We start from the raw sequence: 14,426 nt of genomic DNA, 5'->3' as shown, positions 1-14,426 counted from the left end.
CCCGTTCGCCCCGCGCGAGACGCACGAAAACCCATTGCGTCGATAGCGGCAAGCCATGATCGGGCGCATGACGACAGACGAACGCCAACCGGCATTTCGGGTTTGAAACACGTGACTTCGAGGGAGAACTTCTAGGGAGAGAGCATTGCGCAGAACGCGCGGAGAACTTCGATAAAACAAGGAGGTAAGGTGACGAGCCTGACCCTCGGCACTGGTAGAAAACGGCTGTGGCTGCTTCGTTCCCGACCTGACCAGATTGGCCGCGCCACCATGCGAGGAGGCCCGTCAGGAAAAGATTCTACCAGAGTCGACGCGCCAACAGAAGCGCTATTCTTGCCGAGTGGCCTGCAACGGCCCTCTGGCGAGGGCATTTTCCTTATGGGGCGGCGCGCGCAAGCCTTGGCGATTTCCGTTAATATGACCGCAAACTGCAATGACGCGTCCTATTGAATCACGCTGTTGCAGCCTCCATATGGAGAATGAACGCCCGGGCACAAGGCCGAGCGACATCTCCGGCGCAGGCGAAAACGAGGCACGAAGGTACCGTTTTCCCGAAGCGTTTCCGAATAGATAGACGAGGCGTAAAACACTCATGAGCGAAAACATCAAACACATCTCCGACAGCACGTTCGAAGCGGACGTCATCAAATCCGACAAGCCGGTGCTGCTCGACTTCTGGGCAGAATGGTGCGGTCCGTGCAAGATGATCGCCCCGATTCTGGAAGAAGTGGCCAAGGAATACGGCGACAAGGTGCAGATCGCCAAGATCGACGTCGATGCCAACCAGGGCACCCCGGGCAAGTTCGGCATCCGCGGTATCCCGACGCTGATCCTGTTCAAGAACGGCGCTGTGGCTGGCCAGAAGGTCGGTGCACTGTCGAAATCGCAACTGACGGCGTTCCTCGACAACAACCTGTAATCACGGGTTGATGGCAGCAGGTGCCGGGGCCTTTGTCGCCGCAGCGCGACAGCCCGGCACCCCGCCGACGGTGCAACGCTTGCGCCGCGCGCTGCTTGCTATATAATCCGCCACAAAGCATCCCAAAGTTCTTCGAGCGTTCGCTCACTTTTCCCTGATCCTTCACTTGTCGTCCAACGGACGGCACCTCCGTATGCATTTATCCGAACTAAAGTCCCAGCACGTCTCCGAGCTGCTAGAAATGGCGAACGGTCTCGAAATCGAGAACGCTAACCGTCTGCGCAAGCAGGAGCTGATGTTCGCCATTCTGAAGAAGCGCGCAAAGACCGGCGAAACCATCTATGGCGACGGGACGCTCGAAGTGCTGCCGGATGGCTTCGGTTTCCTCCGCTCGCCTGAGACGTCGTATCTGGCCAGCACGGACGATATCTATATCAGCCCGTCGCAGATCCGCCGCTTCAACCTGCATACCGGCGACACGATCGAAGGGGAAGTGCGCACGCCGAAGGACGGCGAACGCTATTTCGCGCTCGTGAAGGTGGACAAGGTCAACGACCACCCGCCCGAGGCCTCGAAACATAAGATCATGTTCGAGAACCTCACGCCGCTGCACCCGAACAAGCCGCTGCTGCTCGAGCGCGACATTCGCGGTGAGGAGAACGTGACGGGCCGCATCATCGACATGATTGCCCCGATCGGTAAGGGCCAGCGCGGTCTGCTCGTGGCCTCGCCGAAGTCGGGCAAGACCGTGATGCTGCAACACATCGCGCACGCCATTGCCACCAACCACCCGGAAGCCAAGCTTTTCGTGCTGCTCATCGACGAGCGCCCGGAAGAAGTGACCGAAATGCAGCGTTCGGTGAAGGGCGAAGTGATCGCTTCGACCTTCGACGAGCCGGCAACGCGTCACGTGCAAGTGGCTGAAATGGTGATCGAGAAGGCCAAGCGCCTGATCGAAATGAAGCAGGACGTGATCATTCTGCTCGACTCGATCACGCGTCTGGCACGCGCCTACAACACCGTGATCCCGGCGTCGGGCAAGGTGCTGACCGGCGGTGTCGATGCCAACGCGCTGCAACGTCCGAAGCGTTTCTTCGGCGCAGCCCGTAACGTCGAAGAAGGTGGCTCGCTCACGATCATCGCCACTGCGCTGATCGAAACCGGCAGCCGCATGGACGACGTGATCTACGAAGAATTCAAGGGCACGGGCAATATGGAAGTGCACCTCGAGCGCCGTCTCGCGGAAAAGCGCGTCTACCCGTCGATCAACCTGAACAAGTCCGGCACGCGTCGCGAAGAGCTGCTGATCAAGCCCGAGATCCTGCAAAAGATCTGGGTGCTGCGCAAGCTGATCTACGACATGGACGAGGCCGAAGCGATGGAATTCCTGCTTGGCAAGATCAAGCAGACGAAGAACAACGCCGAGTTCTTCGACCTGATGCGCCGCGGCGGCTGATAGCCCGACGCGCATCACGTCAAAAAGCCGCGACGCCCGTCGCGGCTTTTTTATTTCGCCCCGCCTTCCACGACCGCCCCGGCATGCTTCGGGCTGTCACGAACCCTGTTATATGATGGGCGCAATCCCTCGCCCCCATGGAGAATCTGCCATGTCTGAACAAGACGATCTGTCGAACGACCTGATAGCCGAAGCGGCCAACCACCTTGAGGCCGGGGACCCGGAGTCCGCACTGGAAATCGGCAAACAGCTCGAAGCGATGAAGCATCTGAGCGGCTATGAGATTCAGGCCGCCGCGTATGCCGAAATGGACGAGGTGGAACAGGCGGTGACCGTGCTCGAGTCCGGCGTTGCCCAAGCGGAAGCCGGCGCATCGGGCCTCTGGCGTCTGTGGCAATTGCTCGGCAACTTCCGGGCCGACCTCGACCGCTTCCCCGCCGCCGTCGAAGCGTACGACGCCGCCGGCAACGCCGCGCCCGACGAAGATGTCGTCATCATCGACTTCAACCACGCCAACGCCCTCTCGCGTCACGGCGATCGCGAGGCCGCGCATCAACGTCTCGACCGCGTATTCGAAAGCCCTTATCTGGCGCAGAACGGCCACGCGTTCATCGAAGCCGCCATTGCACTGCGCATGCATCTGTTCAACGCGCAGGGCGACGCCCAAGCCGCCATCGACACCTTCAACGCCCTGCACAGCCAGGAAGGGGACGAAGAAGGCAGCAACGAATCCATGGCCGGCGTCTACGCGGAGTTGTCGCTCGCCTACAAGCAATCGGGCGACGACGAGAAGGCACTTGCCGCCGCACTGGACGCCGTGCAGCTCTACAAGTGGAGCGACCTCGTCCTCTGGTCGCTGCGCGCGGCGCGCGGCGAGCAATCGGACACGGCCAAGGCCATGCATCTGATCGTCGAAGGCCAGTGGTACGAGCCGCTCGAAGATGAAGATCCCGATGGCCCTGCCCCTGAATTCGTCACCACATACGACGTGGTCGCCGAGAACGAAGAAGACGCCCTGCGCCTGATCGCCGAGTGCGAGCCGCCGCAGGTGCGCGCGTCGCTGCGCATCGCCGAGACGCATCCGGTCGATCACGACGACGAATCGCCGACGCCGTACAAGGGCGTATACGCGACCGGCGACTATCACATGTACCAACCGGGCGACGAAGACGAAGCAGTCGACTAAGCTTCGCGATCGGTATCGGTATCAGTATCGGCGTCGAGGGCGGCAATGCCCCGCGCCGACACACCAGAAACAAAGGGCGCCGGAGATCCTCCGGCGCCCTTTGCATTTGGCAGGCAGTCGACGCGTCAACCGCGCCGCGTCACGGTATTACTTGTAGCCCGCGCGATCGAGGATACGCTGCGCTTCCGGCAGGTTCTTTGCGATCGTACCGATGGGCACCGTCTCGGCCTTGAAGTCGCCCAGCGAGGCGAGCGCCGGGTTATCGACCTTCGTCGTCGGCACGGCCGGCCATTCGTTGTTGCCATTGGCGAAGTACTGCTGCGCTTCGTCGCTGGCGAGGTATTCGAGGAATTTCACGGCGTTATCGCGGTTCGGTGCGTGCTTGGCCACGCCGGCACCGGCAACGTTCACGTGCGTGCCCGCGCCAGCCTGATCCGGCCACAGGAAGCCCACCTTCGACATCAGCGCCTTGTCTTCCGGCTTGTCCGAGCGCGCCATGCGCACGTAGTAATACGAGTTGGCGAGCGCCACGCCGCATTCCCCCGTCGCCACCGCCTTGATCTGATCGGTATCGCCACCGCGCGGTGCCCGTGCGAAGTTCGCGACCATGCCTTCCGCCCACTTCGTGGTCGCCGCCGCGCCGTCGCGTGCGATCAGCGCGCCGACCAGCGACAGCATGTACGGATGCGAACCCGAGCGCGTGCAGACCTGCCCCTTGTGCTTCGGATCGGCCAGCGACTCATATGACGCCACCGTCTTCGGGTCGACCTTGTCCTTGTTGTAGACGATCACGCGAGCGCGCGTCGAGAAGCCATACCAGTCGGTGCCCTTGTTGGTGCTGGCGGCGTGCAGCTTGGCGGGAATGCGTGCGTCGAGCGTGGCGGACTTCACCGGCTGGAAGAGCCCGGCTTCGTCAGCCTTGGCCAGACGCGCTGCATCGACCATCAGAATCACGTCGGCCGGGCTCTTGGCGCCCTCGCCTTTCAGACGCTCCAGCAACGCGGCGTCGTCCGCTTCGATGCGATTGATCTTGATGCCGGTCTGCTTGGTGAACGTGCCGTAAAGCTGCTCGTCGGTCTGGTAATGACGCGCCGAGTACAGATTCAGCACCTTATCGGTATCGGCTTGCGCGCCGAATGCCGCGGCCATCGTGGCCCCCAGCACCGTCAGTCGCGTCAGTTTGCCAATCGTCGTCGCCTTCATGGGCAGTTCCCCGGAGAAATAGTGAGTGTGAATGAGTGTGTGTGAGTCCGAATGCGCGTGGAAAGTCGCTGAAAATGCCGAACACCGGCTGCGAACGGTTTTGCACAGAGGAACAGGATAATGAAATATTGATATAGAAGCAAATGATTCTTATTCGCATTTGTTTCGATATTCACCAATTTTCAAGTGAATCGTTGCGGCAATACGGGAGGGGGAGAAGGACAGCAGAGGGTTGCGGCAGATAAGACGGGCCTTGCCGCCGAAGGTTCCGCAAAGCCCCGGACAAGTCGACGCCCCTAGACTTCCCGCGCCAAAAGTGAACTGATGGGTATTCGCGACGCTCCAATCGCCGTAAAATTGCGCGTCGGTGCCCCTGCCGCCGTACTCGCCCGTCCCGCCCTGTTGGAGTTCTCCCCTTGTTGCCGTTGTTCCCCACTTTGCGCCGTGTGCGCCCCACGCTTGCGGCATTGACCGTGGCCGCCGTGTTGGCTGGTTGCGCCAGCGCCCCCTCCGTCGATGTCAGCGCCAACGGTGGCAACGCCCCGGCAACCCAGACCTCACCCGCGACGCCGCTCGCCCAGACCCCGGCAACACCCGCCACGCCGGTCACACCGCCGAAGGTTGTCCGCCCCCTGAAGATCGGGCTGGCACTCGGTGGCGGTGCCGCACGCGGCTTTGCGCACGTGGGCGTGATCAAGGCACTGGAAGCGCGTGGCATTCACGCCGATATCGTTGTCGGTACGAGTGCCGGCAGTGTCGTCGGCGCCATGTACGCCTCGGGCCTGAACGGCTTCCAGCTCAACCGTCTGGCCTCCACGATGGACGAGGCCTCGATCAGCGACTGGACCATGCCGTTCCGCTCGCGCGGCATGCTGCGCGGCGAAGCGCTCCAGTCGTACGTCAATAAGATCCTCAAGGACCGTCCGATCGAACAGATGCCGCGTCAGCTCGGCATTGTGGCCACCGACCTGCAAAGCGGCGCGCCGATCCTGTTCCGCCGTGGCAACACGGGTCAGGCCGTGCGGGCGTCCAGCAGCGTGCCGGGCGTGTTCGAGCCGGTGCATATCGGCAACCGCGATTACGTGGATGGCGGCCTCGTGGCGCCGGTGCCGGCCGAATACGCGCGTCAGATGGGGGCCGACTTCGTGATCGCGGTCGACATCTCGGCCAACCCGACCGTGCAGGCGACGCAGGGGCAGTTCGACATCCTGATGCAGACGTTCACGATCATGGGCCAGTCGATCAAGCAGTACGAACTGGAGAAGAACGCCGACGTGGTCATCCGGCCGTCGCTGGCTAAGATGGGCGCCTCGGACTTTCAGGGGCGCAATCGCGCCATTCTGGCGGGCGAGGAAGCCGTGTCGCAACAGTGGCCGCAGATCCAGCGCAAGCTCGCCGAAGCGCAGGCACAGGCCGCCAACGGCACCCAGCAAGCCGCCCGCTGAGCCCATAGCGCCCGATTAGCGCCTGATCAGCGCCCGATCAGCGCCCGCAATAAAAAATGCCGCCCGAGGGCGGCATTTCTTTTGTGCTTTTGGCTGAGGCGTCCCGGCATTTCGCCCAAGGACACCCGCCACTTACATCGGGTGATCGTTCTTGAAGATTTGTTCGACGCGCGACAACTCGGCGCTGGCCTTGAGCGTTTCGACGCGACGCGCACCGTTGTAGCGGGCCGACCAGTACGACTCGCTCAGCGTTTCCACGCGGATTTTGCCGCCGGTGGCCGGGGCGTGCACGAACTTGTCGCCACCAATATAGATACCGACGTGCGAGAAGCTGCGACGCATGGTGTTGAAGAACACCAGATCGCCCGGCTTCAGATCGGTCTTGGCAATGCGCTCACCCACTTGGCTCATCTCTTCCGAGCGGCGCGGCAGCATGAAGTTGAGCGTGTCCTGGAACACGTAGCGCACGAAGCCGCTGCAATCCAGACCGCTGTCCGGCGTGTTGCCACCGTACTTGTAGCGCACGCCGATATAGTTCAGCGCGCCAAGTACGACGTCCGACGCCTTGTCCGTCACATTCGAGAGCAGCTTTTGCGCACGTTGCACACGCGACTCTTCCACGGCGGCAACCGGCGTATCGCCCGTTGCAATACCCGTCACGCCCGAGGAGGCGTTGGAGGAGGTCGAGGAGGAAGTTTGCGAAGCGGCCTGAATGGCAGCCGCCGCAGCGCGGGCGGCGGCCGAGGGGCCGTTGTTGTAGTCGTCAGCCTTTGCCGTCAACGAGGCGGTGACGAGCCCAGCGGCAGTGAACGCGAGAAGGAGAGTCTTGCGGGTGCGCTTAGGTTTCGTCTGCATTGGTCGCCGGGTTGAGGGTGTCGGATGGCCGATGAGTAGCTCGTCAGGTGCAACTACGTTGGTGCTATGTCGGATATCTCGGGGTTACCCTCGCTTTCGCTTCGGTTAACTCGTTGAATATTCAACTTAATTGGTACGCGATAGTAATGTGAACGTCACACGATGTCAAAAGGTAATAGAAAAAAACAATCAATACAATCAGAAAATTTTCATTAACAATCAAGCCCTTGTGATTTAGCCGACGTTTCGTGACGTTGCACGATGTTTCGCCGCGGCGTCACGCAACTTGAGGGGACTACAACATGGCAGCCGCGACCAGTTCCCGGGTGTAATCGTTTTGCGGGTCAAAAAATACTGATTCCGTATCGCCCTGCTCCACCAGATGCCCGTCTTTGAACACCAGCACGCGGTGCGCCATGGCCCGCATGACGGCCAAATCGTGACTGATAAAGAGGTAGCTCAGGTTGTATTTCACCTGTAGCTGCGCCAGCAGATGGAGCACTTGCTGCTGAATCGACACGTCGAGCGCACTGGTCGGTTCATCGAGCACGAGGATCTGCGGATCGACGACCAGCGCCCGGGCAATGGCAATACGTTGCCGTTGACCGCCCGAGAATTCATGCGGATAACGCGACATCGCGCGGGCGTCGATGCCCACCTCCCGGAGTACGTCCGCCACCCGCGCGCGGCGATCCGCCTCCGATTGCTGCGGGCGATGCAATGCCAGCCCCTCGCCGACAATCTCCTCGATGGTCATGCGCGGCGACAGCGAGCCGTACGGGTCTTGAAACACGATCTGCATATGCGAGCGCAACGTGCGCTGCGCCATGCCCCGGTAGCTGGCCAGCGGCTCGCCTAAAAACTCGATCTGGCCGGCACTCGCCCGCTGCAACCCCAGCAGCGTCATCGCCAGCGTCGACTTGCCCGACCCCGACTCCCCCACCACGCCCAGCGTCTCCCCTTGGCGCAACGACAGATCGACGGGATGCACCGCGCGGAACAGGCCTCGCTTGAACCAGCCGCGCATGCCCGGCTGTGCGATCGAGTAATCGACGGTCACGCCTTTCGCTTCGAGCAACACCGGCGCAATCGGCAAGACCGGGTGAATCTCGCGTTGCGGCCGGCTGTTGATGAGCTTCTGCGTGTACGGATGCTGCGGCTGGGTGAACAGCGTTTCCGTGTCGGCACACTCCACCAGCACGCCCTTCTCCATCACCGCCACACGTTCGGCAAAGCGGCGCACCAGATTCAGATCGTGCGTGATGAGCAGCACCGCCATGCCGCGCGTCGCGGCGGCGTCACGCTGCAACTCCAGCAGAAGCTCCATGATCTGCGCGCGAATGGTGACGTCGAGCGCCGTCGTCGGCTCATCGGCAAGCAGCAGCTTCGGGTGACATGCCAGCGCCATCGCGATCATCGCGCGCTGGCGCTGCCCGCCGGACAACTCATGTGGAAAGTGCGAAACGCGACGCTCCGGCTCGGGGATGCCCGTGCGTCGCAGCAAGGCAATGGCACGCGCCTTGGCGTCTTTCGGCGACAAGCCCTCGTGCAATTCCAGCGCCTCGGCAATCTGCTCACCGATCGGATAGAGCGGATTGAGCGCAGTCATTGGCTCCTGAAAGATCATCGCGATGTCGTTGCCGCGCAGCGCCCGCATGTCGCGCTCGCGCAGCGAAGCGAGATCGACGCCGTCGAGCAGCACCTTGCCTTCCACCTGCGCGTCTTGCAGCAGCCGCAGAATGGCCAGCGCCGTCACGCTCTTACCCGAGCCCGACTCGCCCACGAGGGCCACGCGTTCGCCACGCCCGATGGCAAGACTCAGATCCTTCACGACCTCGGTATCGCCAAAGCGCACCGACAGGTTTTCGATACTCAGCAGCGGCGCGCTCACATTACCCCCCCGGCGGCAGCCTGCTTGTCGGCCACGCGCGTGTCGAGCGCATTACGCAGCGCATCACCCATAAACGTGAGCAGCAACAACGTGAGCACGAGCACCACGAACGTCGCCAGCGAGATCCACCACGCATCGAGATTCGCCTTGCCCTGACTCAGCAATTCGCCGAGGCTCGGCGTCGGCGGCGGCACCCCGAGGCCGAGAAAGTCCAGACTCGTGAGCGCGAGAATCGCCCCGCTCATGCGGAACGGCAGAAACGTGATGACCGGCGTCATGCTGTTGGGCAGCACATGCCGCCGGATGATCTGCCAGTTCGACAGCCCCATCGCCCGCGCCGCGCGCACGTAATCGAGCTGGCGATTGCGCAAGAATTCGGCGCGCACGTAATCGGACAACCCAATCCAGCCGAACAGCGACAGCAGCACGAAGAGCAGCCACAACTGCGGCTCGAAGATCGACGCGAAGATGATCAGCAGGTACAGCTCCGGCAGCGAGCCCCAGATTTCGATCAGCCGTTGCAGCGTCAGGTCGATGCGTCCGCCGTAGAAGCCCTGCACAGCGCCCGCCAGAATGCCCAGCAGCGTGCCCGAGATCGTGAGCGCCAACGCGAAGATCACCGATAACCGGAAGCCGTATAGCAACCGCGAGAACACGTCGCGGCCACGGTCGTCGGTGCCGAGCCAGTTCTCGGACGACGGCGGCGCCGGATTGGGCACCTTCGCGAAGTAGTTGATGGTGTCGTAGCTGTAGCGCACCGGCGGATAGATCGCGAAATTGTCGCCCGAGCGAATGCGCTTCTCGATGAACGGATCGAGATAGTCGGTCGGCGTGGGAAAGTCGCCGCCGAAGGTGCGTTCGGGATACGTCTTGACCAGCGGGAAGTACCACTGGCCTTCGTAGCGCACCACCCACGGCTTGTCGTTGCAGAGCACTTCGGCAAACAGGCTGATGCCGAACAGCACGACGAATACGATGAGGCTCCAGTAGCCGAGCCGCTCACTCCGAAAGCGCCGCCACACACGCCAGCGCGGCGAGCGCGATGGGTATGACGGGCGGGCAGGTGCCGCAACGGGCGGCAGCGACGGAACAGGCGGACGCGGCGATGGCGTGTCGGATCGGTTCACGTCAATGCTCCAGTCGGTCGAATTGAATGCGCGGGTCGACCAGCACGTAGCACAGGTCGGAGATGAGTTTGGTCACAAGCCCGATCAGCGTGAACAGGTAGAGCGAGCCGAGCACGACCGGATAGTCGCGCCGTTGCACCGATTCGAACGACAGACGGCCGAGCCCGTCGAGCGAGAACAGCGTTTCGATCAGCAGGCTGCCCGCGAAGAACGCGCCGATGAACGCGGCCGGGAAACCGGTGATGAGCGGAATCAGCGCGTTGCGGAACACATGCTTGAACAACACCTTGCGCTCCGAGAGCCCTTTCGCGCGCGCGGTCAGCACGTACTGCTTGCGAATTTCATCGAGAAACGCGTTCTTGGTGAGCATGGTCACCACGGCAAAACTGCCCACCACTGATGCCGTCACCGGCAGCGTGATGTGCCACAGATAGTCGGTAATTTTCGCCGGCCACGACAGCTCGGCCCAGTTGTCGGAGACGAGTTCGCGCAGCGGAAACACCTGCCAAAACGAGCCGCCACCGAAGAGCACAAGCAACAGCACGCCCAGCACGAAGCCCGGGATGGCGTAGCCGACGAGCACGACCAGACTGGTGAGTGTGTCGAAGCGAGAACCGTTGCGCACCGCCTTGGCGATGCCCAACGGCACCGATATCAGATACGTCAGAAAGAAGGTCCACAGCCCGAGCGAAATCGACACCGGCAGCTTCGAGACGATCAGCGACCACACGCTCTGATGATGAAAATAGCTCTGACCGAGATCGAACTGCGCGAAGCGCTTGAGCATGAGCCAATAGCGCTCCGCAGGCGTCTTGTCGAAACCGTAGAGCGCCTTGATCTGGGCGAGTTGCTGGGCATCGACGCCGTTGCGCCCGCGATAGTTGTTGCCGCTGCCCCCGCCGCTCGCTTCACCGCCGCCGCCACGATGCTTGAGTTCGAGAATCACCTGTTCGACCGGACCGCCCGGCACGAACTGGATGACGACGAAAGTCAGGGTGATCACGCCGAGCAGCGTCGGGATCATGATCAACAGACGCTTGAGTATGTAGGACCACATGGTGGAAAACAGCTCCTGTAGGTGCCCGGCGTTCAGTTGGCGTTCAGTGGCGGTCGGCACTTTTGCCGACTCGCGAATCCCACCACATTGCGATGAGCCAGCCATCGGCGGTGTAGTACAGCGGCAGCGTGTCGGGAAAGCGCAGATAGCTTTTGTATGCCATGCGGTGCGTCGACGAGAACCAGTGCGGCACGATGTAGTAACCGTGCGAGAGCACGCGGTCGAGCGAGCGCGCCGATGCGACCAGATCTTCATACGTATGGGAACGCACCAGCGCCGCCACGAGCGCGTCGACGGCCGGGTCCTTGAGGCCGATAACGTTATCCGAGCCGTCGACATTGGCCGACTGACTGCCGAAGCGGTCGATCAGCTCGGTGCCGGGAATCTGCGAGTCAGGAAAGCGCAGCGAGATCATGTCGAAGTCGAAGGTCTCGATGCGCTTTTGATAGAGCGCGAAGTCGCTCGTGCGGAAATTCAGCGTGATGCCGAGCTTGGCCAGATTGCGCGCGTAGGCCGTTGCCACCGGGCCCATCGAACCGCCGTCATCAATGAACTCGAACACGAACGGCTCCCCCTTCGCGTTGCGCAATGCGCCGTCGCGATACGTCCATCCCGCTTGTGCGAGCAGTTCGCGCGCCTGACGCAGGTTTTCGCGCAGGCTCGCGGGGGGCGTCGTCGTCGGCTGCACGACCATCGGCCCGAACACGGCTGGGTCGAGCTTCGCGCGCAACGGTTCGAGCAGCTTCAGTTCAGCCGGCGTAGGCAGGCCGCGCGCCGCGAGATCGCTGTTGGTGAAGTAACTGTAAATGCGCTGGTACTGGTCGTAGAACAGTTGGCGGTTGAGCCACTCGAAGTCCAGCGCCAGATCGAGCGCGTGACGCACGCGCACATCCTGAAACATCGGGCGGCGCGTGTTGAAGATGAAGCCCTGCATGCCGGCCGCGTTGTGATGCCCGAACTCGCGCTTGACCAGTTCGCCGCTCTTGAAGCGCTTGCCGACGTAGCTGCGCACCCAACTGCGCGCACGGTACTCCGTTATCGCGTCGAACTCGCCCGCCTTGAAGCCCTCCAGCCGCACGATGTCGTCGGTGTACAGCTTGTAGGCGATGCGCTCGAAATTGAACGTGCCGCGCCGCACCGGCAGGTTATCGCCCCAGTAGTTGGGATCGCGTTTGAAGGTGATACGCCGGCCGCCGTCGTACGACTCGATCAGGTACGGGCCGCTGCCGATGGGCTTCTCGAAGGTCAGCGCGTCGAACGGTTTGCGCTTGCCATCGGCGCCCACGCCCCACTTCGGCGAGAACACCGGCACCCCCGCCACCAACAGCGGCAGGTCGGGGCTCACACGGCGAAAGTCGAAGCGCACACGGCTTTTATCGAGCACGGTCACGCCCTTCACGTCGGAGAGCATCACCTTGAAACCGGGGGCGGCCTGCGGACTGATGAGCGTGTCGAAGGAGTATTTGACGTCCTGCGCGGTGACCGGATCGCCGTTGCTGAAGCGCGCGGCCGGGTTCAGGTGGAACGTGACTGAGGTGCCGTCGGGCGACACGGCAATGTCGTCGGCCAAGAGGCCATAGACGGTGGCGGGTTCGTCGCCGCTGCCGATGCCCAGCGTCTCGAACATGAGGCTGGCGACACCGGCCGGTGCCGAACCGCGGAGCGTGAACGGGTTGAACTTGTCGAAGCTGGTGCGCCGGTCGGGGTTGGCCAGCGTGAGCGTGCCGCCGCGCGGGGCATCCGGATTGACGTAATCGAAGTGGGTGAAGCCTTGCGGGTATTTGGGCTCGCCATACTGGGCGATGGCGTACTTGGCGTACGCGGACTGGCTCATGCCGAGGCCAGCGAACAACACGACAATCAACGCAGCAAAAAACGCTTTGAGAGGCACGAAGGGCCGAGGCAAATCATCTTCGGTCGTGCGTGGATGCTGTGTCGTTTGCGCGCTCATGCGTCTCCTGTCATCTCCGATGCAGCATCGTGTGTGCACCCGCCTGCCGGGGCTGAACGCATCCTGCCCCTCCCCTTCGGCCCGCCGGCATCGTGCCCCTGTGTTCTGCACACAAGCGCGTTTGTGCCGTAACCTGCCGTAACCTCTCGTAACGCGTCTGCCGGAGAGATTCCCCCGTGAGGCTTGGCGGCAGGGCCGGACCGCGCGACAATTGTACCCAAAAGCCCGGTCCGTATGCCGCTCTTAAGGACACATACCTGCCGGATCGGTTCCCCCGCTCCCGCCCTGGAGGCCGCCGTTGAGTGCTACACGATCGCCTGTGCAGAACCCCAACCGTACCCTGCCCCGCTGGCTTGCCCGATTTTTTTTCCGGTGTGTTGAAGCCGCGCAACGCCGCATTGCCCGGGGTTCACTGGTCGGTGACCGGCCCATCTTCGATAACGCCCTGTTCCCTTGGGTCGGCGCGCTCGAGGCACAGGCCCCCGCGATCGCCAAAGAACTCGAAGCGGTACTCGCCACGCCCGGCCGCCTGCCGGCGTTCCATGAAATCTCGCCCGACGTCGCCACCATCACGCAAGACCACCAGTGGCAGACCTTCGTGTTTCTCGGCTACGGCATGCGTGCGAAGCGCAACCTCGCGCGATGTCCGGCGACGGCGGCTGCACTCGATGGCATTCCCGGATTGCGCACGGCCTTCTTTTCGATTCTCTCGCCGGGCAAGCAGATTCCCTTGCACAGCGGCCCCTATAACGGCGTGCTGCGCCTGCACCTCGCGCTGAAGGTGCCGCGCGAGCGTGAGCAATGCTGGATTGAAGTGAATGGGCAACGCTACGTGTGGCAGGCCAATCGTGCGGTGATCTTCGACGATGCCTATCCGCATGAAGTGCACAACGACACGGACGAAACCCGTGTGGTGCTGTTCGTCGATTTCGAACGCCCGTGCAAGGTGCCGGTGTCGTGGCTCAACCGATTGCTGCTGGCCTTCGCACCGCTGACACCCGAGTTGCAGCAAGCCAAGACGAATCACGAGAAGTGGGAGCGCGATTACTACGCTGACGTGGTCTCGTCGAACGGCGGTGGCCATGCAACGCCCGAGGCGGCGCCTGTGGCGCCTGCCCCGAGCGTCGCCGCAGCAACGGCCTCGACCTCACCCAGCGCGACGCCTGCAACCGCTGCCAAACCGCGCGTAACACCTCAGGATGCCGACGCGGCCCGTGAGGACCGCTCGGAACACTCGGAACACGCGGAAGCGGCTAGTAACGAGCGCGCGCACGGCTGACGAATCGATCCAGTCGCCACAAACAAAAAGCCAGCGAAATTGCTTTCGCTGGCTTTT

11 protein-coding genes and 1 other RNA gene are annotated in these 14,426 nt (G+C 62.4%); 5 read left to right on the top strand and 7 right to left on the bottom strand.

Annotation, left to right across the window (positions count from 1 at the left end; translation table 11 throughout):
- Positions 1–188: 188 nt before the first annotated feature.
- Positions 189–287, bottom strand: an RNA gene (gene ffs, locus PIN31009_RS10775) — signal recognition particle sRNA small type.
- 305 nt (positions 288–592) lie between these two features.
- On the opposite strand from ffs, the gene trxA reads away from it, so the two are divergent.
- The 3 genes from trxA (at position 593) to PIN31009_RS10760 (ending at position 3,561) form a co-directional block, all read left to right on the top strand.
- On the top strand, positions 593–919 hold the full coding sequence (trxA, locus tag PIN31009_RS10770) for a thioredoxin TrxA (protein ID WP_150684142.1): 327 nt from the start codon (positions 593–595) through the stop codon (positions 917–919).
- A 193-nt stretch (positions 920–1,112) separates the two neighbouring features.
- Complete coding sequence (gene rho, locus PIN31009_RS10765) at positions 1,113–2,375, top strand: transcription termination factor Rho (RefSeq protein ID WP_042115527.1); 1,263 nt, start codon at positions 1,113–1,115, stop codon at positions 2,373–2,375.
- A gap of 151 nt (positions 2,376–2,526) precedes the next feature.
- A complete protein-coding gene (locus tag PIN31009_RS10760) occupies positions 2,527–3,561 on the top strand; it encodes a tetratricopeptide repeat protein (RefSeq protein ID WP_150790183.1) in 1,035 nt (344 codons plus the stop codon).
- Positions 3,562–3,708: 147 nt separating this feature from the next.
- On the opposite strand, the gene PIN31009_RS10755 is transcribed toward PIN31009_RS10760, so the two are convergent.
- Complete coding sequence (locus PIN31009_RS10755) at positions 3,709–4,764, bottom strand: Fe(3+) ABC transporter substrate-binding protein (protein ID WP_058379278.1); 1,056 nt, start codon at positions 4,762–4,764, stop codon at positions 3,709–3,711.
- A 356-nt stretch (positions 4,765–5,120) separates the two neighbouring features.
- On the opposite strand from PIN31009_RS10755, the gene PIN31009_RS10750 reads away from it, so the two are divergent.
- Positions 5,121–6,209, top strand: a complete 1,089-nt coding sequence (locus PIN31009_RS10750; RefSeq protein ID WP_425495481.1) for a patatin-like phospholipase family protein — start codon at positions 5,121–5,123, stop codon at positions 6,207–6,209.
- Between the two features lie 132 nt (positions 6,210–6,341).
- Here the strand turns inward: PIN31009_RS10750 and PIN31009_RS10745 are convergent, their stop codons facing one another.
- The 5 genes from PIN31009_RS10745 to PIN31009_RS10725 all read right to left on the bottom strand — a co-directional run bounded on the left by PIN31009_RS10745 (position 6,342) and on the right by PIN31009_RS10725 (position 12,973).
- The gene (locus PIN31009_RS10745) at positions 6,342–7,064 is read right to left on the bottom strand and encodes a C40 family peptidase (protein WP_150790182.1); all 723 of its coding nucleotides are present in this window, start codon (positions 7,062–7,064) and stop codon (positions 6,342–6,344) included.
- 295 nt (positions 7,065–7,359) lie between these two features.
- Entirely contained in the window at positions 7,360–8,955 is a 1,596-nt protein-coding gene (locus PIN31009_RS10740; protein ID WP_087688127.1) for an ABC transporter ATP-binding protein, read from the bottom strand.
- Positions 8,952–10,037: an ABC transporter permease gene (locus PIN31009_RS10735; protein ID WP_150684296.1), complete on the bottom strand. Its 1,086-nt coding sequence runs from the start codon at positions 10,035–10,037 to the stop codon at positions 8,952–8,954. Before PIN31009_RS10735 ends, PIN31009_RS10740 begins: the two co-directional genes overlap by 4 nt.
- 46 nt (positions 10,038–10,083) lie before the next feature.
- Entirely contained in the window at positions 10,084–11,139 is a 1,056-nt protein-coding gene (locus tag PIN31009_RS10730; RefSeq protein WP_087688128.1) for a microcin C ABC transporter permease YejB, read from the bottom strand.
- Between the two features lie 43 nt (positions 11,140–11,182).
- Positions 11,183–12,973 carry an extracellular solute-binding protein gene (locus PIN31009_RS10725; protein ID WP_246185617.1) on the bottom strand — a complete coding sequence of 597 codons (1,791 nt, stop codon included), beginning with the start codon at positions 12,971–12,973 and terminating at the stop codon, positions 11,183–11,185.
- A 415-nt stretch (positions 12,974–13,388) separates the two neighbouring features.
- On the opposite strand from PIN31009_RS10725, the gene PIN31009_RS10720 reads away from it, so the two are divergent.
- A complete protein-coding gene (locus PIN31009_RS10720) occupies positions 13,389–14,369 on the top strand; it encodes an aspartyl/asparaginyl beta-hydroxylase domain-containing protein (RefSeq protein WP_246185592.1) in 981 nt (326 codons plus the stop codon).
- Positions 14,370–14,426 lie beyond the last annotated feature (57 nt).

The sequence above is a fragment of the Pandoraea iniqua genome (assembly GCF_902459685.1).
GTDB lineage: Bacteria > Pseudomonadota > Gammaproteobacteria > Burkholderiales > Burkholderiaceae > Pandoraea > Pandoraea iniqua.
This window is presented reverse-complemented; position numbering and strand designations above follow the sequence as displayed.

Bases quoted from the DNA above. Each gene is read 5' to 3' on its own strand.
- trxA (WP_150684142.1), top strand. From the start codon at position 593: ATGAGCGAAAACATCAAACACATCTCCGACAGCACGTTCGAAGCGGAC.
- rho (WP_042115527.1), top strand. From the start codon at position 1,113: ATGCATTTATCCGAACTAAAGTCCCAGCACGTCTCCGAGCTGCTAGAA.
- PIN31009_RS10760 (WP_150790183.1), top strand. From the start codon at position 2,527: ATGTCTGAACAAGACGATCTGTCGAACGACCTGATAGCCGAAGCGGCC.
- PIN31009_RS10755 (WP_058379278.1), bottom strand. From the start codon at position 4,764: ATGAAGGCGACGACGATTGGCAAACTGACGCGACTGACGGTGCTGGGG.
- PIN31009_RS10745 (WP_150790182.1), bottom strand. From the start codon at position 7,064: ATGCAGACGAAACCTAAGCGCACCCGCAAGACTCTCCTTCTCGCGTTC.
- PIN31009_RS10730 (WP_087688128.1), bottom strand. From the start codon at position 11,139: ATGTGGTCCTACATACTCAAGCGTCTGTTGATCATGATCCCGACGCTG.
- PIN31009_RS10725 (WP_246185617.1), bottom strand. From the start codon at position 12,973: ATGAGCCAGTCCGCGTACGCCAAGTACGCCATCGCCCAGTATGGCGAG.